This window comes from Sphingomonas sp. BK235, assembly GCF_004345855.1.
GTDB lineage: Bacteria > Pseudomonadota > Alphaproteobacteria > Sphingomonadales > Sphingomonadaceae > Sphingomonas.
Genome location: NZ_SLXN01000003.1, coordinates 324,211 through 343,929 on the forward strand (window position 1 = coordinate 324,211; position 19,719 = coordinate 343,929).

At 68.6% G+C, this 19,719-nt stretch carries 32 protein-coding genes; 31 read left to right on the plus strand and 1 reads right to left on the minus strand.

Annotated features, from left to right (window positions below; all coding sequences use genetic code 11):
- The 19 genes from rplB to EV292_RS10530 all read left to right on the plus strand — a co-directional run bounded on the left by rplB (position 1) and on the right by EV292_RS10530 (position 10,128).
- A complete protein-coding gene (rplB, locus tag EV292_RS10440) occupies positions 1–834 on the plus strand; it encodes a 50S ribosomal protein L2 (protein WP_132909138.1) in 834 nt (277 codons plus the stop codon).
- The gene (gene rpsS / locus EV292_RS10445; RefSeq protein ID WP_132909139.1) at positions 834–1,109 is read left to right on the plus strand and encodes a 30S ribosomal protein S19; all 276 of its coding nucleotides are present in this window, start codon (positions 834–836) and stop codon (positions 1,107–1,109) included. The genes rplB and rpsS overlap by 1 nt, the downstream gene beginning before the upstream one ends.
- Complete coding sequence (rplV, locus tag EV292_RS10450) at positions 1,109–1,486, plus strand: 50S ribosomal protein L22 (protein WP_132909140.1); 378 nt, start codon at positions 1,109–1,111, stop codon at positions 1,484–1,486. Before rpsS ends, rplV begins: the two co-directional genes overlap by 1 nt.
- Positions 1,486–2,193 carry a 30S ribosomal protein S3 gene (gene rpsC, locus EV292_RS10455; RefSeq protein ID WP_132909141.1) on the plus strand — a complete coding sequence of 236 codons (708 nt, stop codon included), beginning with the start codon at positions 1,486–1,488 and terminating at the stop codon, positions 2,191–2,193. Before rplV ends, rpsC begins: the two co-directional genes overlap by 1 nt.
- Before the next feature lie 11 nt (positions 2,194–2,204).
- On the plus strand, positions 2,205–2,639 hold the full coding sequence (rplP, locus tag EV292_RS10460) for a 50S ribosomal protein L16 (protein WP_022687059.1): 435 nt from the start codon (positions 2,205–2,207) through the stop codon (positions 2,637–2,639).
- A gap of 1 nt (position 2,640) precedes the next feature.
- Positions 2,641–2,847 (plus strand): 50S ribosomal protein L29, encoded by a 207-nt coding sequence (gene rpmC / locus EV292_RS10465; protein ID WP_132909142.1) that lies wholly within the window; start codon positions 2,641–2,643, stop codon positions 2,845–2,847.
- A gap of 13 nt (positions 2,848–2,860) precedes the next feature.
- A complete protein-coding gene (gene rpsQ, locus EV292_RS10470) occupies positions 2,861–3,133 on the plus strand; it encodes a 30S ribosomal protein S17 (RefSeq protein WP_132909143.1) in 273 nt (90 codons plus the stop codon).
- A 221-nt stretch (positions 3,134–3,354) separates the two neighbouring features.
- Positions 3,355–3,723, plus strand: a complete 369-nt coding sequence (rplN, locus tag EV292_RS10475; RefSeq protein ID WP_022687056.1) for a 50S ribosomal protein L14 — start codon at positions 3,355–3,357, stop codon at positions 3,721–3,723.
- Complete coding sequence (rplX, locus tag EV292_RS10480) at positions 3,723–4,040, plus strand: 50S ribosomal protein L24 (protein WP_132909144.1); 318 nt, start codon at positions 3,723–3,725, stop codon at positions 4,038–4,040. The genes rplN and rplX overlap by 1 nt, the downstream gene beginning before the upstream one ends.
- Positions 4,033–4,620: a 50S ribosomal protein L5 gene (rplE, locus tag EV292_RS10485; protein WP_132909145.1), complete on the plus strand. Its 588-nt coding sequence runs from the start codon at positions 4,033–4,035 to the stop codon at positions 4,618–4,620. Before rplX ends, rplE begins: the two co-directional genes overlap by 8 nt.
- Positions 4,621–4,655: 35 nt before the next feature.
- On the plus strand, positions 4,656–4,961 hold the full coding sequence (gene rpsN / locus EV292_RS10490; protein WP_132909146.1) for a 30S ribosomal protein S14: 306 nt from the start codon (positions 4,656–4,658) through the stop codon (positions 4,959–4,961).
- 9 nt (positions 4,962–4,970) lie between these two features.
- Entirely contained in the window at positions 4,971–5,381 is a 411-nt protein-coding gene (rpsH, locus tag EV292_RS10495) for a 30S ribosomal protein S8 (RefSeq protein ID WP_132909147.1), read from the plus strand.
- On the plus strand, positions 5,381–5,914 hold the full coding sequence (gene rplF, locus EV292_RS10500; protein WP_132909148.1) for a 50S ribosomal protein L6: 534 nt from the start codon (positions 5,381–5,383) through the stop codon (positions 5,912–5,914). The genes rpsH and rplF overlap by 1 nt, the downstream gene beginning before the upstream one ends.
- Positions 5,911–6,261 (plus strand): 50S ribosomal protein L18, encoded by a 351-nt coding sequence (gene rplR, locus EV292_RS10505; RefSeq protein WP_132909149.1) that lies wholly within the window; start codon positions 5,911–5,913, stop codon positions 6,259–6,261. Before rplF ends, rplR begins: the two co-directional genes overlap by 4 nt.
- A gap of 3 nt (positions 6,262–6,264) precedes the next feature.
- Entirely contained in the window at positions 6,265–7,014 is a 750-nt protein-coding gene (gene rpsE / locus EV292_RS10510; RefSeq protein WP_132909150.1) for a 30S ribosomal protein S5, read from the plus strand.
- A 5-nt stretch (positions 7,015–7,019) separates the two neighbouring features.
- Positions 7,020–7,199, plus strand: a complete 180-nt coding sequence (gene rpmD, locus EV292_RS10515; protein WP_132909151.1) for a 50S ribosomal protein L30 — start codon at positions 7,020–7,022, stop codon at positions 7,197–7,199.
- A gap of 95 nt (positions 7,200–7,294) precedes the next feature.
- On the plus strand, positions 7,295–7,828 hold the full coding sequence (rplO, locus tag EV292_RS10520) for a 50S ribosomal protein L15 (protein ID WP_132909152.1): 534 nt from the start codon (positions 7,295–7,297) through the stop codon (positions 7,826–7,828).
- Positions 7,829–8,093: 265 nt separating this feature from the next.
- Positions 8,094–9,440: a preprotein translocase subunit SecY gene (gene secY, locus EV292_RS10525; protein ID WP_132909153.1), complete on the plus strand. Its 1,347-nt coding sequence runs from the start codon at positions 8,094–8,096 to the stop codon at positions 9,438–9,440.
- 40 nt (positions 9,441–9,480) lie between these two features.
- Positions 9,481–10,128 (plus strand): adenylate kinase, encoded by a 648-nt coding sequence (locus EV292_RS10530; protein ID WP_132909154.1) that lies wholly within the window; start codon positions 9,481–9,483, stop codon positions 10,126–10,128.
- Here the strand turns inward: EV292_RS10530 and EV292_RS10535 are convergent.
- Positions 10,091–10,318 carry a hypothetical protein gene (locus EV292_RS10535; protein ID WP_132909155.1) on the minus strand — a complete coding sequence of 76 codons (228 nt, stop codon included), beginning with the start codon at positions 10,316–10,318 and terminating at the stop codon, positions 10,091–10,093. The two genes, EV292_RS10530 and EV292_RS10535, sit on opposite strands and share 38 nt — an antisense overlap.
- A 704-nt stretch (positions 10,319–11,022) precedes the next feature.
- Here EV292_RS10535 and EV292_RS10540 point away from each other — a divergent pair.
- The 12 genes from EV292_RS10540 to panB all read left to right on the plus strand — a co-directional run bounded on the left by EV292_RS10540 (position 11,023) and on the right by panB (position 19,645).
- On the plus strand, positions 11,023–11,268 hold the full coding sequence (locus tag EV292_RS10540) for a hypothetical protein (RefSeq protein WP_132909156.1): 246 nt from the start codon (positions 11,023–11,025) through the stop codon (positions 11,266–11,268).
- 189 nt (positions 11,269–11,457) lie between these two features.
- Complete coding sequence (rpsM, locus tag EV292_RS10545; RefSeq protein WP_132909157.1) at positions 11,458–11,826, plus strand: 30S ribosomal protein S13; 369 nt, start codon at positions 11,458–11,460, stop codon at positions 11,824–11,826.
- A 105-nt stretch (positions 11,827–11,931) separates the two neighbouring features.
- Positions 11,932–12,321, plus strand: coding sequence for a 30S ribosomal protein S11 (rpsK, locus tag EV292_RS10550; protein WP_019516037.1), 390 nt, complete (start codon positions 11,932–11,934; stop codon positions 12,319–12,321).
- A 92-nt stretch (positions 12,322–12,413) separates the two neighbouring features.
- The gene (locus EV292_RS10555; RefSeq protein ID WP_132909158.1) at positions 12,414–13,478 is read left to right on the plus strand and encodes a DNA-directed RNA polymerase subunit alpha; all 1,065 of its coding nucleotides are present in this window, start codon (positions 12,414–12,416) and stop codon (positions 13,476–13,478) included.
- Between the two features lie 218 nt (positions 13,479–13,696).
- Entirely contained in the window at positions 13,697–14,119 is a 423-nt protein-coding gene (rplQ, locus tag EV292_RS10560; protein ID WP_132909159.1) for a 50S ribosomal protein L17, read from the plus strand.
- A gap of 175 nt (positions 14,120–14,294) precedes the next feature.
- The gene (locus EV292_RS10565) at positions 14,295–14,684 is read left to right on the plus strand and encodes a VOC family protein (RefSeq protein ID WP_132909160.1); all 390 of its coding nucleotides are present in this window, start codon (positions 14,295–14,297) and stop codon (positions 14,682–14,684) included.
- A gap of 10 nt (positions 14,685–14,694) precedes the next feature.
- The gene (locus EV292_RS10570; protein WP_132909161.1) at positions 14,695–15,219 is read left to right on the plus strand and encodes a DUF1697 domain-containing protein; all 525 of its coding nucleotides are present in this window, start codon (positions 14,695–14,697) and stop codon (positions 15,217–15,219) included.
- Between the two features lie 237 nt (positions 15,220–15,456).
- The gene (gene guaA, locus EV292_RS10575; protein WP_132909162.1) at positions 15,457–17,010 is read left to right on the plus strand and encodes a glutamine-hydrolyzing GMP synthase; all 1,554 of its coding nucleotides are present in this window, start codon (positions 15,457–15,459) and stop codon (positions 17,008–17,010) included.
- Positions 17,011–17,183: 173 nt separating this feature from the next.
- Complete coding sequence (gene bla / locus EV292_RS10580) at positions 17,184–17,981, plus strand: subclass B3 metallo-beta-lactamase (RefSeq protein ID WP_165927078.1); 798 nt, start codon at positions 17,184–17,186, stop codon at positions 17,979–17,981.
- Positions 17,978–18,325: an ArsC family reductase gene (locus EV292_RS10585; RefSeq protein ID WP_132909164.1), complete on the plus strand. Its 348-nt coding sequence runs from the start codon at positions 17,978–17,980 to the stop codon at positions 18,323–18,325. The genes bla and EV292_RS10585 overlap by 4 nt, the downstream gene beginning before the upstream one ends.
- Before the next feature lie 5 nt (positions 18,326–18,330).
- Positions 18,331–18,744, plus strand: a complete 414-nt coding sequence (locus EV292_RS10590) for a sugar transporter (RefSeq protein ID WP_132909165.1) — start codon at positions 18,331–18,333, stop codon at positions 18,742–18,744.
- 22 nt (positions 18,745–18,766) lie between these two features.
- Positions 18,767–19,645, plus strand: a complete 879-nt coding sequence (panB, locus tag EV292_RS10595; protein ID WP_132909166.1) for a 3-methyl-2-oxobutanoate hydroxymethyltransferase — start codon at positions 18,767–18,769, stop codon at positions 19,643–19,645.
- Positions 19,646–19,719: the final 74 nt, after the last annotated feature.

Here is a 19,719-nt window from a genome sequence, read left to right on the forward strand (position 1 = left end):
ATGGCACTCAAGCATTATAACCCGACGTCGCCGGCGCAGCGCGGCCTCGTCCTCGTCGACAAGTCGTCGCTGTACAAGGGCAAGCCCGTCAAGGCGCTGACCGAGGGCAAGCGCAAGACCGGCGGCCGCAACAACAAGGGCCATGTGACCTCGCGCGGCATCGCCGGCGGTCACAAGCAGCGCTACCGCTACGTCGACTTCAAGCGGCGCAAGTGGGACGTCGAGGGCACCGTCGAGCGGCTCGAGTATGACCCGAACCGCACCGCCTTCATCGCGCTGGTCAAGTATCCCGACGAGGAGCTGGCCTATATCATCGCGCCGCAGCGGCTCGCGCCGGGCGACAAGGTGATCGCGGGCAAGAAGACCGACGTGAAGCCGGGCAATGCCATGGAGCTGGGCCAGATCCCGGTCGGCACCATCGTCCACAACGTGGAGATGAAGCCGGGCAAGGGCGGTCAGATCGCGCGCTCGGCCGGCACCTACGTGCAGGTCGTCGGCCGCGACCGTGGCATGGTCATCGTCCGCCTCAACTCGGGTGAGCAGCGCTACATCCACGGTGAGTGCATGGCGACGATCGGCGCGGTGTCGAACCCCGACAACCAGAACCAGAACCTCGGCAAGGCTGGCCGCTCGCGCTGGATGGGCAAGCGCCCGCTGACGCGCGGCGTGGCCAAGAACCCGGTCGACCACCCGCACGGCGGTGGTGAGGGCCGGACCTCGGGCGGCCGTCACCCGGTCACGCCGTGGGGCAAGCCGACCAAGGGTGCGCGCACCCGCCACAACAAGTCTACGGACAAGATGATCATTCGTAGCCGCCACGCGAGGAAGAAGTAATGGCTCGCTCTGTCTGGAAGGGCCCGTTCGTCGAACTGAGCCTGCTCAAGAAGGCCGAGGCCGCGCAGGACGCCGGTGGCCGCGCGCCGATCAAGACCTGGTCGCGCCGCTCCACCATCCTGCCGCAGTTCGTCGGTCTGACGTTCTCGGTCTACAACGGCCGCAAGTTCGTGCCCGTCTCGGTCAACGAGGACATGGTCGGCATGAAGCTCGGCGAGTTCGCGCCCACCCGGTTCTTCCCGGGCCACGCGGCTGACAAGAAGGGCAAGCGCTGATGAGCAAGCCTGCATCCCCCCGCAAGGTCGGCGAGAAGGAAGCCCTCTCGGTCGGCACGCAGATCCGCGGCTCGGCGCAGAAGCTGGGCCTGGTGGCGGCGCTGATCCGCGGCCGCTCGGCGGCCGACGCGATGAACATCCTCGCCTTCTCCAAGAAGTCGATGGCGGTCGACGCGCGCAAGGTGCTGGCCTCGGCCATCGCCAACGCCGAGAACAACCACAACCTCGACGTCGACGCGCTCGTCGTCGCCGAGGCGTCGGTCGGCAAGTCGATCACCATGAAGCGGTTCGCCACGCGCGGCCGCGGCAAGTCCACCCGCATCCTCAAGCCGTTCTCGCGGCTGCGGATCGTCGTGCGCGAGCAGGAAGAAGCCTAATGGGTCACAAGAGCAATCCCATCGGTCTGCGCCTGCAGATCAACCGCACCTGGGACAGCCGCTGGTACGCCGAGGGTGACGACTACCGTCGCCTGCTGCTGGAGGATCTCAAGATCCGCCAGTACATCATCAAGACGCTGCCGCAGGCGGCGATCTCGAAGGTGGTGATCGATCGTCCGGCCAAGCTGTGCCGCATCTCGGTCTATGCCGCGCGCCCGGGCGTAATCATCGGCAAGAAGGGCTCGGACATCGAGAAGCTGCGCAAGACGCTCGGCGCGATGACCAGCTCGGACGTGTCGCTGAACATCGTCGAGATCCGCAAGCCCGAGGTCGACGCCAAGCTCGTCGCGCAGGGCATCGCGGACCAGCTCGAGCGTCGTATCGCCTTCCGTCGCGCGATGAAGCGCGCGGTGCAGTCGGCGATGCGCCTCGGTGCGGACGGCATCAAGGTCTATTGCGGCGGCCGTCTCGGCGGCGCCGAGATCGCGCGCTCGGAGAGCTATCGCGAGGGCCGCGTGCCGCTGCACACGCTGCGCGCCAACATCGACTATGCCGAGGCCGAGGCGCACACCGCCTATGGCGTCTGCGGCGTCAAGGTGTGGGTGTTCAAGGGCGAGATCCTCGGGCACGACCCGATGGCGACCGATCGTCTCATGATGGAGGCCCAGACCTCCGGCGTGCGCCCCGCGCGCGATGACCGCCGCTAAGGAATAAGGCAATGCTGCAACCGAAGCGCACCAAGTTCCGCAAGGCGTTCAAGGGCCGTATCCACGGCGACGCCAAGGGCGGCACCTCGCTGAACTTCGGCTCCTATGGCCTCAAGGCGATGGAGCCGGACCGTATCACCGCGCGTCAGATCGAGGCGGCCCGCCGCGCGATCACGCGTCACATCAAGCGCCAGGGGCGTCTGTGGATCCGCGTGTTCCCGGACGTGCCGGTGTCGAGCAAGCCCGCCGAGGTCCGCATGGGCTCGGGCAAGGGTTCGCCCGAGTTCTGGGCGGCGCGCGTCAAGCCGGGCCGGATCCTGTTCGAGCTCGACGGCGTCGAGGGGCCGCTCGCCGCGGAGGCGTTCGAGCGCGCCGCGATGAAGCTGCCGATCAAGACCAAGGTCGTGGCGCGTCTGGGCGACACCTCGCACCTGGGAGGCGAGTAAGATGGCACATACCACTGACTTCACCGGCCAGAGCGACGACCAGCTCGCCGAGAGCCTGGGCAACCTGAAGCGCGAGCAGTTCAACCTGCGCTTCCAGGCGGCGACCAGCCAGCTCGAGAAGCCGAGCCGCGTGCGCGAGGTCCGCAAGGACATCGCCCGCATCAAGACCCTGCAGGCGCAGCGCACCGCTGCGGCTGCGGCCAAGTAAGAGGACGACGCACATGCCGAAGCGCGTGCTGACCGGAGTGATCGTCTCCGACAAGGGCGAGAAGACGGTGATCGTCAACGTGGAGCGCAAGGTGAAGCACCCGCTCTACGGCAAGATCATCCGCCGCTCGAAGAAGTACCACGCCCATGACGAGGCGAACGAGTATAAGCAGGGCGAGACCGTGCGCATCGAAGAGACCGCGCCGATCTCCAAGCTGAAGACCTGGAAGGTCGTCGACCGCGTGAACACGCATGTCGCGCCCGAGCGGGTCGACGTCGACGCGTAAGCGTCGCTGAGCGCGCCCGCCGGCGTTTCGGGAAGGGTCCGCGGCCTGGCCGCGGAGACCAGCCGAGCGTGGCGGGAAGACGTGGGGGCAGGGCACTTGCCTTTCGCCCGCGGAGCGGCTAACCGGCCGCTCCCCTCGGTATGGCCATGCGCCTGCCGGGGGTCATTTTTTTAGGCGGGGCTGGGTCGGTATCCACCCCAAGGCGAGAAGGAAGCGGATCGATGATCCAGATGCAGTCCAATCTCGACGTCGCTGACAACAGCGGCGCGAAGCGGGTGCAGTGCATCAAGGTGCTTGGCGGGTCCAAGCGCCGCACGGCCGGCGTCGGCGACATCATCGTCGTCAGCGTCAAGGAAGCGCAGCCGCGTGGCCGCGTGAAGAAGGGCGACGTTCACCGCGCGGTGATCGTGCGCACCGCCAAGGACATCCGCCGCGCCGACGGCTCGGTGATCCGGTTCGACGGCAATGCCGCGGTGCTGGTCAACAAGAACGAGGAGCCGATCGGCACCCGTATCTTCGGCCCGGTCGTGCGCGAGCTGCGCGGCAAGAAGCACATGAAGATCATCAGCCTCGCGCCGGAGGTGCTGTAATGGCCGCCGCGAAGATCAAGAAGGGCGATCAGGTCATCGTCCTCTCGGGCAAGGACAAGGGCAAGACCGGCACGGTCACCCAGTCGATGCCGAAGGATAGCAAGGTGATCGTCGGCGGCGTCAACGTCGCCACCCGTCACCGCAAGCCGACGCAGGCGAATCCGCAGGGCGGGCTCGAGCGGATCGAGGCGCCGCTGCACGTGTCGAAGGTGGCGCACGTCACCGCCGACGGCAAGCCGACGCGCGTCCGCTTCGAGACGCAGGACGGCAAGAAGGTCCGCGTCGCGGTGAAGACCGGGGAGAAGATCGATGGCTGATGCCTACAAGCCCCGCATGAAGGCGATCTACGAGGATCGCATCATCAAGGCGATGACCGACAAGTTCGGCTACAAGAACGTCAACGAGATCCCGCGGATCGACAAGATCGTGCTCAACATGGGCGTCGGCGAGGCGACCCAGGACAAGAAGCGCGTCGACCAGGCCGCCTCGGAGATGGAGCTGATCGCCGGTCAGAAGCCGGTCGTCACCAAGGCGAAGAAGTCGATCGCGCAGTTCAAGCTGCGCGAGGGCATGCCGATCGGCGTGAAGGTCACCCTTCGCCGCGAGCGCATGTACGAGTTCCTCGACCGCTTCATCACCATCGCGCTCCCGCGCGTCCGCGACTTCCGCGGGCTGAACCCGAAGAGCTTCGACGGCCGCGGCAACTATGCCTGCGGTATCAAGGAGCAGATCGTGTTCCCGGAGATCAACTATGACCGCATCGACAAGGTGCGCGGCATGGACGTGATCGTGACCACGACCGCGAAGACCGACGACGAGGCGCGCGAGCTGCTCCGTCTGTTCGGCTTCCCGTTCCCGATCGAGGACGAAACGACCGACGCGAAGAAGGCGGCATGACCGTCTCGCTGGTCTGATAAAGAGAGCTTAAGTCCATGGCGAAACTGAGTTCCGTGAACAAGAACGAGCGTCGCAAGAAGCTGGTGGCGCAATATGCGCCCAAGCTGGCGAAGCTGAAGGCAATCGCGAACGACCAGTCGCTCGACGAGACCGAGCGTCTCATCGCGCGGCTGAAGATGGCCGAGCTGCCCCGCAACGCCAATCCGACGCGGATCCGCAACCGCTGCGCGCTGACCGGTCGTCCGCGTGCTTACTACCGCAAGTTCGGGCTTGCCCGTGTGATGCTGCGCGATCTGGCCAACAAGGGCCTGATCCCGGGTCTCACCAAGTCGAGCTGGTAAGGACGTACGATGGCAGTGACCGATCCCCTGGGTGACCTGCTCACCCGCATCCGCAACGGCCAGCGCGCGCGCAAGGACAGCGTGCTGTCGCCCGCGTCGAAGCTGCGCGTCCGCGTGCTCGACGTGCTCCAGCGCGAGGGCTATATCCGCGGCTATTCCGAGGAGGAACTCGCGCTCGGCAAGGGCGCGTCCACCAAGGGCGTCCGCATCGAGCTCAAGTATTTCGAGGGCCAGCCCGCGATCAAGCACGTCGCGCGCGTCTCGAAGCCGGGCCGTCGCATCTACTCCGGCGCCACCGAGCTGCCGCGCGTGATGAATGGCCTGGGCATCACCATCGTGTCGACGCCGAAGGGCGTTCTGTCGGACGCCGAGGCGCGCGAGCAGAACGTCGGCGGCGAAGTGCTGGCGGAGGTGTTCTGATGAGCCGCATCGGCAAGAAGGCGGTCCCGATCCCGTCGGGTGTCACCGCCACCCGCAACGGCAACGAGCTGTCGGTCAAGGGCCCCAAGGGCACCCTGTCGATGCCGCTGTCGGACCTGATCAGCTACGACGTGCAGGGTGACTCGATCGGCGTGCAGCCGGCCAACGACACCAAGCGCGCGCGCGCCTTCTGGGGCATGCAGCGGACGCTGGTGCAGAACCTCGTCACCGGCGTGACCGAGGGCTTCACCAAGAAGCTGCTGATCACCGGCGTCGGCTACCGCGCCGCGGCGCAGGGCCGCAACCTGCGCCTGCAGCTCGGCTACAGCCACGACGTCAACATCGAGGTGCCCGAGGGCATCGAGGTGAAGACGCCGGACGCGACCACCGTCGAGATCAGCGGTGCGGACAAGCAGCGCGTCGGCCAGCTGGCCGCCGAGATCCGCCGCTGGCGTAAGCCCGAGCCGTACAAGGGCAAGGGCATCAAGTACGACGGCGAGTATATCTTCCGTAAGGAAGGGAAGAAGAAGTGACCAAGGGTCTTTCGCTTTTCGACAAGCGGCGTCGCCGCAACCGCACGGCGCTGCGCGCGCGGGCCGGCACCCGTCCGCGCCTGTCGGTGCATCGCTCGGGCAAGCACATCTACGCCCAGGTCATCGACGACGCCAACGGCCACACCGTGGCCTCGGCGTCGACGCTGGCCGGGCACGAGGGCAAGACCGCGACCGTCGCGGCCGCGACCGAGGTGGGCAAGCGCGTCGCCGAGGCGGCCAAGGCCGCCGGTGTCACGCAGGTCGTGTTCGACCGCGGTGGCTTCCTCTTTCACGGCCGGGTGAAGGCGCTGGCCGAGGCCGCGCGCGAAGCCGGACTGGAGTTCTAAGACATGGCTGACGAGAACCAGCAGACGCAGGCGCCCGAGGCCGAGGCCAATGCGGCTCCGGCGCAGGCCGCGCCGCAGGACAATGGCCCGTCGCGCGGTGCGCGCGGCGGCCGTGGCGGCGGCGGTGGTCGCGGCGGCAACGACCGCGGCGGGCGCGGTGGTCGTGACGGTGGCCGTGGCCGCCGCGACGACCGTCGCAACAACGACGACGGCGGCGAGGAGCTGATCGAGAAGCTCGTCCACATCAACCGCGTCTCGAAGACGGTGAAGGGCGGCAAGCGCTTCGGCTTCGCGGCGCTGGTCGTGGTGGGCGACGGCAAGGGCCGCGTCGGTTTCGGTCACGGCAAGGCGCGCGAGGTCCCCGAGGCGATCTCCAAGGCGACCGCCGCGGCCAAGAAGAAGATGGTCCGCGTGCCGCTCAAGGAAGGCCGCACGCTGCACCATGACGGCAACGGCCACTTTGGCGCGGGTCGCGTGACGCTGCGCTCGGCGCCGCAGGGCACCGGCATCATCGCCGGCGGTCCGATGCGCGCGGTGTTCGAGAGCCTCGGCGTCGCCGACGTGGTGACCAAGTCGGTCGGCACTTCGAACCCGTACAACATGATCCGGGCGACCTTCGAGGCGCTGAACACGCAGACCTCGCCGAAGGCGGTGGCGCAGCGTCGCGGCAAGAAGATCGCCGACCTGCTCGGCCGCGCGCACGGCGCGGACGCGGCGACCGCCGAGGCGGATGCCGCGGCAGTGGTGGAGTGAGCGACATGGCGACCATCAAGGTGAAGCAGACCGGCTCGCCGATTCGGCGGACCAAGGACCAGCGCGCGACGCTCGTCGGCCTGGGCCTGAACAAGATGCACCGCGTCGCGGAGCTGCAGGACAGCCCCGAGGTGCGCGGCATGATCCGCAAGGTGCAGCACATGGTCGAGGTGGTCGAGGGCTGAGCCTTCGCTACCGGACTAGTGACAAGACGAGGGAAGGGGGCTAACCGGCCCCCTTCCTGTTTTCAGCGCGACAGAAGCGAAAGCGAGTGCATATCATGAAGCTCAACGAACTCAGCGACAACCAGGGCGCCCGTCACCGCAAGATCCGCGTCGGCCGCGGTATCGGCTCGGGCAAGGGCAAGACCGGCGGCCGCGGCGTCAAGGGTCAGAAGAGCCGCGAGGGCGTCAGCATCGCCGGCTTCGAGGGCGGCCAGATGCCGCTCCACATGCGGTTGCCGAAGCGCGGCTTCAACAACATCTTCGCCAAGGACTATGCCACGGTGAACCTCGGCGAGATCCAGAAGGCGATCGAGTCGGGCAAGCTGACCGGCACCGACCTGGATCACGCCGCGCTCAAGGCGGCCGGCCTGGCGCGTGGCGGCAAGGACGGCGTGCGTCTGCTCGGCAAGGGCGAGCTGACCACCAAGCTCAACTTCACCGTCGCGGGCGTGTCGGCCTCGGCGCGCGAGGCGGTCGAGAAGCTCGGCGGCTCGGTCACCGTGCCCGAGATCGTCCCTGCCGCGGACAAGCACAAGGCGAAGCACCGCACCGCGCAGGCCGCGCGCAAGCAGGCGCAGACCCAGGCGTAAGCCGCTCCCGTCACTCTATCCGTCATCCCGGGCTCGACCCGGGATCCATGCCGCAGCTCCCGCAACGTCTGTTGTCGCGCGGGGCGCGATGGACCCCGGATCAAGTCCGGGGTGACGGGTGGGGGATGGGCCAGCGCGGCGAACTGCTCGCGCCGCGCGTGATCCGGTCAGACCGGGTTAGACAAGGCGCCTGATGCGCCTATATGAGCGGCGGGGCGGTACAAACGCATCCCGCCGTTCTTCGTTTCCAGGATACACCGACACGATGGCATCCGCAGCCGACCAGATGGCGCAGAGCATCAGCCTCGCGAAATTCGCCCAGGCGACCGACCTCAAGAAAAGGCTGTGGTTCACGATCGGCGCGCTGATCGTCTTCCGGCTGCTGAGCTACGTGCCGCTGCCCGGGATCGACCCGACCCAGCTCGGCGTGCTCGCCGAGCGGATGAAGGGCGGCGTGCTCGACTTCTTCAACACCTTCTCGGGCGGGTCGCTGTCGCGCGCGTCGCTGATCGCGCTGGGCGTGATGCCGTACATCACCGCCTCGATCGTGGTGCAGCTCGCCACCTCGCTGAGCCCGCAGCTCGCCGCGATCAAGAAGGAAGGCGAGTCGGGGCGCAAGAAGCTCAACCAATACACCCGCTACGGCACCGTCGCGCTCACTGCGGTGCAGGGCTATTTCATCGCGCGCGGGCTCGAGGCCGGCGGCGCGGTGATCGAGCCGGGCATGGTGTTCCGCATCGGCGCGGTGATCTCGCTAATCGGCGGCACGATGTTCCTGATGTGGCTGGGTGAGCAGATCACCAGCCGCGGCATCGGCAACGGCGTCTCGCTGATCATCATGGCGGGCATCGTCGCGCATCTGCCGACCACGTTGGTCAACCTGCTCGAGGGCGGGCGGTCGGGCTCGACCAGCCCGGTGTCGGTGATCCTGATCATCGCGGTGGTCGCGGGGCTGATCCTGCTGATCTGCTTCATGGAGCGTGCGCAGCGCCGCATCCTGATCCAATATCCCAAGCGCCAGACACAGCGCGGCATGCAGGCTGATCGCAGCCACCTGCCGCTCAAGATCAACACCGCGGGCGTGATCCCGCCGATCTTCGCCTCGTCGCTGCTGCTGCTGCCGCTGACAATCACGCAGTTCGCCGGGAACCGCGTTTCGGGCGAGAGCCGCTTCGGCGACATCCTGATCGGGCTGAACCAATATCTCCAGCACGGTTCGCCGGTGTACATGGCGCTCTACGCCGCCGGCATCATCTTCTTCTCCTTCTTCTACACCGCGGTGGTGTTCAACCCGGAGGAGACGGCGGAGAACCTCAAGCGCTACGGCGGCTTCATCCCGGGCATCCGTCCGGGCAAGAACACCGAGAGCTATTTCGACTATGTGCTGACCCGCATCACGGTGATCGGCGCGGCCTATCTGACGTTCATCTGCGTCGTCCCCGAGTATCTGGTGTCGGCGCTGTCGATCCCCTTCTATCTCGGCGGCACCAGCCTGCTGATCGTGGTCAACGTGACGATGGACACCGTCACCCAGATCCAGTCGCACCTGCTGGCGCACCAATATGGCGACCTGATCAAGAAGGCGAAACTGAAGGGCGCGCGCCGCCGCTGAACGCGGGGCGCGGGACGACGCGACAGGGAGGCGTTATCTCGTGAACATCATTCTGCTGGGGCCGCCGGGGGCGGGCAAGGGCACCCAGGCGCAGCGGCTGGTCGAAGAGCGCGGCATGGTCCAGCTCTCCACCGGCGACATGCTGCGCGCCGCGGTGAAGGCGGGCACGCCGGTGGGGCTTCAGGCCAAGGCGGTGATGGAGGCGGGCGAGCTCGTCTCGGATGCGATCGTCTCGGCGCTGATCGGCGAGCGGATGGACGCGGGCACCGGCAGCGGTGCGATCTTCGACGGTTACCCGCGCACCGCGGCACAGGCCGACGCGCTCGACCTGCTGCTGACCGAGCGCGGTCAGGCGCTCGACCATGTGATCGAGCTCGAAGTGAACGAGGACGCGCTGGTCGAGCGGATCGTCGGGCGCTTCACCTGCGCGGTGTGCGGCACCGGCTATCACGACACGTTCAAGCGCCCCAAGGTCGAGAATGTGTGCGACGTCTGCGGCGCGAGCGAGTTCAAGCGCCGCCCCGACGACAATGAGCAGACGGTGCGGACCCGCATGGCCGAGTATCGCGCCAAGACCGCGCCGATCATCCCGATCTACGAGTCGCGCGGGCTGGTGCGCCGCGTCGACGGCATGGCCGAGATCGGCCAGGTCACCGGCGCGATCGAGTCGATCCTCGGCGATCGCTGAGCTGTCGCGGCGAGGGGGCGTGGCGCGCGGCGAGCACGATCGCCGCGCTGCCCGCCAGGATCGCCGCCACCATCCCGCCGAGCGCGAGCAGCCCCGCCGGCGTCACCTCCACCGCGGCGCGGGCGCGGAGTCGCGACGTCTCGATTGAGGCGTAGGCGCGCTGTAGTTCCTCCATGCGGCCCGAACGCACGGGCGGAGCGCTAGATGCGTTCGCGCCGGCGCGCGTGGCCCGGCGCGGGCATCGGCACCGATACGGCCGCATTTTCACGGACATGACGGAAAGTTCATGCGCCTGCCACGCTGCGGAAGCGGGGCGGGAGGTAGAGAGGTGCCACGGGCGGCGGTGGTCGCTGCCCGATCGTCGAAGACAATACGGAACTCGTCACCTTCTCTCCCGGTGGTGACGAGGCCGGCGGAGGGTTCCCTGTCCTCCGCCGGCTCTTCGCGTGTCTGGCGTAGCGGCGCTGGGCTCGCACGATCTGATCGTCTCGCTACCTCTTCCATCGCCCGTCATCCTGAACTCGTTTCAGGATCCATGGGTCCGGACTCAAAGGGTTCATCGTCGCGGAAGCGGCTTGCCCCCGTCATCCCGGGCTTGACCCGGGATCCATCGCGCCGCGAGAGCCGCCGGCGTTGCTCTCGCGGCACCATGGATCCCGGCGCGAGGCCGGGATGACGGTGATGGAGATGCAAGCCGCCTTTTGGGTCCGGACCCATCGCTCCGCAAACGCCGCGGCTCGAGGGTGAGCGGCGCCGTGGATCCTGAAACGAGTTCAGGATGACGCCAGGGGCGAGGGCGGGCGCACAAGTCGAGTCGCCCACGCTCGTCCTTCGCTCCATGGCCCGGCCAGCACCCTCTGGCCCTCTCCCCCGCGATGCGTCACACCCGCCGGCATGGACGCCCTGACCCTCTTCGGCCTGTTCGCCGTCTCCTTCATGCTTCTGTGCTATATGATGGAGGAACGCGCGCCGTTCTGGACCCTGCTGTTCGCGCTGGGATGCCTGATGGGCTCCGCGTACGGCTTCCTCCAGGGGGCGTGGCCGTTCGGGCTGGTGGAGCTCGCCTGGTTCGTCGTGGCGCTGCGAAAATGGGTCGCGCTGCGGCGATCGGCGGTGCGCGACTCGGAACCGCTTGCTTGACAGTGCGTTCCCGCGCGCTTATCCGCCCTCCCTTCCAACCTCTCACCCGACGGCGTCGCACGCGTGCGCACGTCGCGTTTCCTGCGTTCGGCGGGGGGCGACTCGGTCCGGGAGCGCGGAAGGCAATGCGTTGAGATGGGATGCGTGCAGCCATGCCGCTTCCCGTGGAGCACAGGAGACATATAGCACATGGCACGTATCGCGGGTGTTAACATCCCGACCAACAAGCGCGTGGTGATCGCGCTGACCTACATCCACGGCATCGGGCCGGCCAAGGCCAAGGAGCTCACCGAGAAGCTGAACATCACGCCGGAGCGGCGCGTGCAGGACCTGACGGATCAGGAAGTGCTGCAGATCCGCGAGGCGATCGATGCCGGCTACACCGTCGAGGGTGATCTTCGTCGCGAGACCGCGATGAACATCAAGCGCCTGATGGACCTCGCCTGCTACCGCGGCCTGCGCCACCGCAAGGGCCTGCCGGTCCGCGGCCAGCGCACTCACACCAACGCGCGCACCCGCAAGGGCAAGGCGAAGCCGATCGCGGGTAAGAAGAAGTAAGAAAATCGTCCGGGGGACGATTTTCACTTCTTCTCCGCCGGAAGGCAGGCCCGAGGCTGACAGCCCGCCGCCCTCCGTATTGGAATCTAAGGTCAGGAACACCACATGGCTCAGGCACCGCAGCGCATTCGCCGGCGCGAACGCAAGAACATCACCGCGGGCGTCGCTCACGTGAACGCCAGCTTCAACAACACCATGATCACCATCACCGACGCGCAGGGCAACGCCATCAGCTGGTCGTCCGCGGGGATGATGGGGTTCAAGGGCAGCCGCAAGTCGACCCCGTACGCCGCGCAGGTCGCGGCCGAGGACGCGGGCAAGAAGGCCGCCGAGCACGGCGTCCGCACGCTCGAGGTCGAGGTCAAGGGCCCGGGTTCGGGTCGCGAGTCGGCGCTGCGCGCGCTGCAGGCGGTCGGTTTCCAGATCACGTCGATCCGCGACGTGACCTCGATCCCGCACAATGGCGTGCGTCCGTCGAAGCGGCGTCGCGTCTGATCCGATGTTCTTCGCGTGGCCGCTGACGAGCGGCTGCGTCCATTACCCGGTCGGCGCCCGCCAGCGCCGGCCCAACCCCAGGGGACGAGAGCTTGTCTGTCAACGCAAAGAACTGGCAAGAACTGAAGAAGCCCAACCAGCTCGAGAAGAAGAGCGGTGACGGCAAGCGCAAGGCGACCTTCGTCGCCGAGCCGCTGGAGCGTGGCTTCGGGCTGACGCTGGGCAACGCGCTGCGCCGCGTCCTGCTCTCCTCGCTGCAGGGTGCCGCGGTGACCTCGATCAAGATCGAGAACGTGCTGCACGAGTTCAGCTCGCTCGCGGGCGTGCGCGAGGACGTCACCGACATCGTCCTCAACGTCAAGCAGATCGCGCTGAAGATGCAGGGCGAGGGGCCGAAGCGCCTCCAGCTCTCCGCCACAGGTCCGTCCGAGGTCAAGGCGGGCGACATCGCGGTGTCGGGCGACATCGAGGTGATGAACCCCGAACTGGTGATCTGCCACCTGGACGAGGGCGCGACGCTCAACATGGAGCTCACCGCCGACGTCGGTAAGGGCTATGTCGCCGCGGTCAACAACCGCCCGGCCGACGCGCCGATCGGCCTGATCCCGGTCGACGCGCTCTACTCGCCGGTGCGCCAGGTGTCGTACAAGGTCGATCCGACCCGCGTCGGGCAGGACCTCGATTACGACAAGCTGACGCTGACGATCGAGACCGACGGTACCGTCACCCCCGAGGACGCGGTGGGCTATGCCGGCCGCATCCTGCAGGACCAGCTGGCGCTGTTCGTCCACTTCGACGATTCGTCGGTCACGCGCTCGGCCCCGGTCGGCGTCGCGGCGCCGGCGGCGTCGGGCGGCGAGGTCGCGAGCGATACCGCGCAGATCAACCGCTACCTGCTCAAGAAGGTCGACGAGCTCGAGCTCTCAGTCCGTTCGGCCAACTGCCTCAAGAACGACAATATCATCTATATCGGTGATCTCGTCGGGAAGACCGAGGCGGAGATGCTGCGGACCCCGAACTTCGGGCGCAAGTCGCTCAACGAGATCAAGGAAGTGCTCTCGTCGATGGGGCTGCGGCTGGGCATGGAGATCCCCGGCTGGCCGCCCGAGAACATCGAGGAAGTCGCCAAGAAGCTCGAGCAGGAGATCATGGGCTGATCCGCACGCGCATAGCCTGAGCTATGCGCGAGACGGGCAGACCCGGCCGGCGGGTGCCGCAGGCGGCACCCGACCGACGCCGCGGCTGAGCCGCGGCGCCACCCGGTCTCCTATAGTATAGAGGCTCCCGCGGGAGCGACGTGACTTGGGTGGGCTCAACCGTCCCCACCAGGCCCGGGGTACCTCACACGGCCCCCTGACGAACGAAAGGAAGACCCATGCGTCATAGAGTTGGCGGTCGTAAGCTGCAGCGCACCTCGGCCCATCGCCAGGCGCTGTTCCGCAACATGTCGGCCGCGCTGATCAAGCACGAGCAGATCACCACCACCGTCGCCAAGGCGAAGGAGCTGCGTCCGTACATCGAGAAGCTGATCACGCTCGGCAAGAAGGGCGGTCTCAGCAACCGTCGTCTCGCCCATGCGCGGCTGCTCGACGACGCGCAGCTGGTGAAGCTGTTCGACGTGCTCGCGCCGCGCTATGCGTCGCGCAACGGCGGCTACACCCGCATCATCAAGGCGGGCATCCGCGCCTCGGATGCGTCGCCGATGGCGATCATCGAGTTCGTCGACCGCGACGTCGCCGCCAAGGGCCAGGACTCGGGCCCGGTGACGACCGACGAGGACTTCGACGTCGCCGCCTGATCCTGGCGCGCCGCGAGGCTGACAGCAGGGCCGTCCCGGGCGACCGGGGCGGCCCTTCGTCGTTATGGGGGCTGAGAGCGATCGTCCTGTAGCGCGATTGCCGTCGGCGCGCCCGATCTGTCAGGATGGCGCACGCTGGCGCGTAGAGGCAGCGGCACGGGGGAGGAGATCGACGATGTTGAACCATGTCATGCTCGGGACGAACGATCTCGATCGCTCCAAGCGCTTCTACGACGCGGTGCTGGGCGTGCTCGGCGCGGGCCAGCCGCTGCGCAACGTCGCGGCGAGTGGGCATGTGCGGCTGTTCTATCGGCACGCCGGAAGCACCTTCGCGATCAGCCAGCCGATCGACGACGCCGCCGCCACCCCCGGCAACGGCAGCACGGTGGCGTTCCGTTGCGACTCGGCGGAGCAGGTCCAGCGGTTCCATGACGTCGCGGTGGCGCATGGCGGCGTCTCGATCGAGGCGGCGCCCGGCCCGCGCGAGAGCGACCTCGGGCGCATGGTGCTGGCCTATGTGCGCGATCCGGACGGGAACAAGCTGTGCGCGATCTGTCGCGCATGATCGTGCGCGCATGACGGCTTATGTCGCGCTGCTGCGCGCGGTGAACGTCGGCGGCACCGGGGCGCTGGCGATGGCCGAGCTGCGGCGCCTGTGCGAGGCGGCCGGCTTCGGGTCGGTCAGCACCTATATCGCGAGCGGCAATGTGGTGTTCACCAGCGCGCTCGACGCCGCGGCGGTGCGGCAGCGGGTCGAGGCCGCGCTCCACGACGCGACCGGGCGGAGGATCGTGGTGACGGTGCGCACCGCGGCGGAGCTGGCCGAGGTGCTCGCGGCGTCGCCGTTCGCCGACGAGGCGCCGGCGACGACGCTCATCACGTTCCTCGAATCGCCGCCGGCGGCGGACGCGCTCGACACCGCGGTCGCGCCGGACGGCGAGCGGATCGCGCTCGGGCGGCGCGAGATCTACGTCGCTTATGGTGCGGGGATGGGGCGATCGAAGCTGCGCCTGCCCGCCGCGGCGGGCGGCACCGCGCGCAACGTCAATACCGTGACGCGGCTCGCCGCCATGGCAGCGGCGCTGGACGACGCGACCTGACCGCGCCCGGCGGCGATCCCGCGCCTATCGGCGGTGATCCGGATCGCGGCTGAAGAGCCGCACCTCGGGCGCAGCGGAGGCTGCATCACGTCATCCTCGCCGGCGGCAGACCGTCCGTGCCGCGCCAGCGCCTCCACTCTCTCGACGTTCACGTATCGCCCACCACGTGCGGGCACCTCGCCATTCCGGCCGCGCGCGCCTCTTCCAAGCCCGGGGCGCAGCCGCTACACGCCCGCCATGGAGCATCCCGACAGCATCCTCATCGTCGATTTCGGCAGCCAGGTGACCCAGTTGATCGCGCGCCGCGTGCGCGAGGCGGGGGTCTATAGCGAGATCGCGCCCTTCCAGTCCGCCGCCGACGCCTTCGAGCGGATGCGCCCCAAGGGCGTGATCCTCTCCGGCGGCCCCGCCTCAGTGGTGGACGAGGGCAGTCCCCGCGCGCCCCAGGCGGTGTTCGACTCGGGCGTGCCGGTGCTCGGCATCTGCTACGGCCAGCAGGTGATGAACGAGCAACTCGGCGGCAAGGTCGAGAAGGGCAATGCCGGCGAGTTCGGCGAGGCCTATGTCGAGGTCGACGCCGCCTGCGGGCTGTTCGACGGGCTGTGGCAGTCGGGCGAGCGCCACCAGGTGTGGATGAGCCACGGCGATCATGTCGCCGCGCTCGCGCCCGGCTTCGCCCCGGTCGCCTCGTCCAAGGGCGCGCCGTTCGCGCTCACCGCCGACGAGTCGCGCCGCTATTACGGGATGCAGTTCCACCCCGAGGTGGTCCACACGCCCGACGGCGGCAGACTGATCGCCAATTTCGCGCGCCATGTCTGCGGGCTCGCGGGCGACTGGACGATGGCCGAGTTCCGCGCCACCAAGATCGCCGAGATCCGCGCGCAGGTCGGCAGCGGGCGCGTGATCTGCGGCCTGTCGGGCGGGGTCGACTCCGCCGTGGCGGCGGTGCTGATCCACGAGGCGATCGGCGACCAGCTCACCTGCGTCTTCGTCGATCACGGGCTGCTGCGGGCGGGCGAGGCCGACCAGGTCGTCGGCCTGTTCCGCAACCATTACAACATCCCGCTGGTCCATGTGAACGCGGAGACGCTGTTCCTCGGCGGGCTGGCGGGGGTCACCGATCCCGAGGCCAAGCGCAAGTTCATCGGCAAGACCTTCATCGACGTGTTCGAGGACGAGGCGCGCAAGATCGGCGGCGCCGAGTTCCTCGCGCAGGGCACGCTCTATCCCGACGTGATCGAGAGCGTGAGCTTCACCGGCGGCCCGTCGGTGACGATCAAGAGCCACCACAATGTCGGCGGCCTGCCCGAGCGGATGAACATGAAGCTGGTCGAGCCGCTGCGCGAATTGTTCAAGGACGAGGTGCGCGAGCTCGGCCGCGAGCTGGGGCTGCCCGACGCCTTCGTCGGCCGCCACCCGTTCCCGGGGCCGGGTCTCGCGATCCGTATCCCCGGCGAGGTCAGCAAGGAGCGCTGCGACATCCTGCGCAAGGCCGACGCGATCTACCTCGAGGAGATCCGCGCGGCAGGGCTGTACGACACGATCTGGCAGGCGTTCGCGGTGCTGCTGCCGGTGCGCTCGGTCGGCGTGATGGGCGACGGGCGGACGTATGATTCGGTGCTGGCGCTGCGCGCGGTGACCTCGACCGACGGCATGACCGCGCAGGCGTTCCAGTTCCCGGGCGACTTCCTGCCGCGCGTGGCGACGCGGATCATCAACGAGGTGAAGGGCATCAACCGGGTGACCTACGATTACACCTCCAAGCCGCCGGGCACGATCGAGTGGGAATGACGCGGAAACAGCGAGCAGCCGGGGGCGGCTCGCCCGCGTCATTCGGCGGCGCGGGGCGTGGAGAGCGGTGCGACACTGCGACCCGGGGCGCGTCACCGGCGCGGGCTTGCTCCAGCGCTCTCCGCCTTGTCGGCGCCTTCCTGCCCATCGCCGCAGCGCTCGCGCTCCCCGCCGTGCCCGCTACCGCCGCGAGCGGCGACCCGCCCGAGTGGACCCAGCCGCGCGCGCCGCTGCACCTGCTCGGCCCGATCACCTATGTCGGCACGCGCGGGCTCGGCGCCTATCTGATCCGAACCAGCGCCGGCGCGATCCTGGTCGACGCGACCATGGCCGAGAACGTGCCCGCGATCGAGCGCAACATCCGCTCGCTCGGGGTCAAGCTCAGCGACGTCAAATATATCCTGGTGAGCCACGCGCATTTCGATCACGTCGGCGGGCTCGAGCGGATGCGCCGCGACACGGGCGCGCGCGTCCTGGCCGGGCGCGGCGACGTCGCCGCGCTGCGCGCGGGCACGCCGCCGGGCGAGACCAATTATGGCGTGGTCCGCTTCGCTCCGGTCGCGCAGGTCAGCCCCGTCGACGACGGTCAGCGCGTGACGCTGGGCGGGGTGACGCTGCGCGCGGTGGCGACGCCGGGGCACACGCCCGGCTGTACCAGCTGGGTGATGCAGGTCACCGACAAGGGACGGCCTTTGCAGGTCGTGTTCGCCGGCAGCATCACCGTGGCGGGCAACACGTTGGTCGGCAACCGCCGCTATCCGAGCATCGTGCGCGACTATCGCGCCACCTTCGACCGGGTCGAGCGGCTCCGTGCCGACGTGGTGCTGCCGATGCATCCCGAGAGCGCGGACGTGTTCGAGCGCGCGCGCACCGGCCGGCTGGTCGCGCCGGGGCTGTTGCGCGCCACCGCGCGCGAGTCGCGCATCGCCTTCGAGCGGACGCTCCGCGCCGAGGAAAAGCCGCGGCGATGAGCGTGATCCTCCATGGCATCCCCAATTGCGACACGGTGAAGAAGGCGCGGGCATGGCTCGCGGCGCAGGGAATCGCCCATCGCTTCCATGATGTCCGCAAGGACGGGCTCGAGCCGGCGCTGCTCGACGGCTGGATCGATCGGCTCGGCTGGGAGCCGTTGCTCAACCGCGCCGGGACGACCTTCCGCGCGCTCCCCGAGGACGAGCGCACCGGGCTCGACCGCGCGCGCGCGACCGCGCTGATGCTGGCGCACCCCGCGATGATCAAGCGCCCCGTCCTGGTCCATGACGGCGGGGTCGAGGTCGGCTTCCGTCCCGACCGATACGCCACGCTGTTCGGCTGAGGCGGATGCGGGCGCCGGTCTGGTACCGCCTGCTGGTGCTCGCGCTGCTGGTCTGGGCGGCGCTGTCGGCATCGTCCTGCATCGCGCAATGGCGCGCCGGGGCGGCGGGCGCCGCGAGCCCCGAGGATCGCGCGCTGCTCGCGGCGCTGCCGGGATGGTATTGGCTCGATTATGCGGTGGCGAGCCTCGGCTTGCTCGCGGGCGCGGTGGCGCTGCTGCTGCGCCGCCGCCTCGCCGTTCCCGCGCTGACCGTGTCGCTGGTCGCGGCGATGATCCAGTTCGGCTGGCTGTTCGCCACGACCGACCTGCTGGCGCGACGCGGCGCGGGCGTGCTGTTCTTCCCGTTGCTCATCCTGCTGGTCGGGGCGATCGCGCTCCAGCTCGCGCATCTGGCGGCGCGGCGCGGCTGGATCGAGTGAGCGCGCGGGAGTAGCAGGGCGCATGTCCACCACCTTCACGATCGACTCCGCCACCAGTCGCGCCACCCCGGTGTCCGCGCCGATGAAGCGCCTGACCGTCCCCGCGATCCGCCAGCGCAAGGCCGCGATCGCCGACGGCAAGGGCGCGCCGCTGGTGATGCTCACCGCCTACACCGTGCGCATGGCGCAGCTGATGGACCCGCAATGCGACATGCTGCTGGTCGGCGACAGCCTCGGCCAGGTGATCTACGGCCTGCCCTCCACCGTTCCCGTCACGCTGGAGATGATGGCGGCGCACGCCGCCGCGGTGGTGCGCGGCAGCTATCACGCGCTGGTGATCGTCGACATGCCCTTCGGCAGCTACGAGGCCTCGCCGCAGCAGGCGTTCGACAGCGCGGCGCGCCTCCTCAAGGAGAGCGGCGCCGCGGCGGTCAAGCTGGAGGGCGGCACCGCGATGGCGCCGACGGTCGCCTTTCTCGCCGAGCGCGGGATCCCGGTGATGGGGCATGTCGGGCTCACGCCCCAGGCGGTCAACGCGCTCGGCGGCTATGGTGCGCGCGGGCGCAGTGCCGCCGAGGCAGCCAAGATCGTCGGCGACGCGCGCGCGATCGCCGAGGCGGGCGCCTTCGCGGTGGTGATCGAGGGCGTGGTCGAGCCGATCGCGGTGGAGATCACCAACAGCATCGCGGTGCCGACGATCGGGATCGGCGCCTCGGCCGCGTGCGACGGGCAGGTGCTCGTCGCCGAGGACATGCTCGGGCTGTTCGAGCGCACCCCGCGCTTCGTCAAGCGCTACGGCGACATGGCAGGCTATGTCGCCGAGCGCGTCGCCGATTATGCCACGGAGGTGCGCACGCGCGCCTTTCCCGGCGCGGAGCAGGTCTACGCACCCAGGGATTGAGGCGGGACACGCGTCCGGCGCGGCCGCTCTTTCGTTTCGACGGGCGAGCCGCTACAGCGCTGCGGTTCCCCATC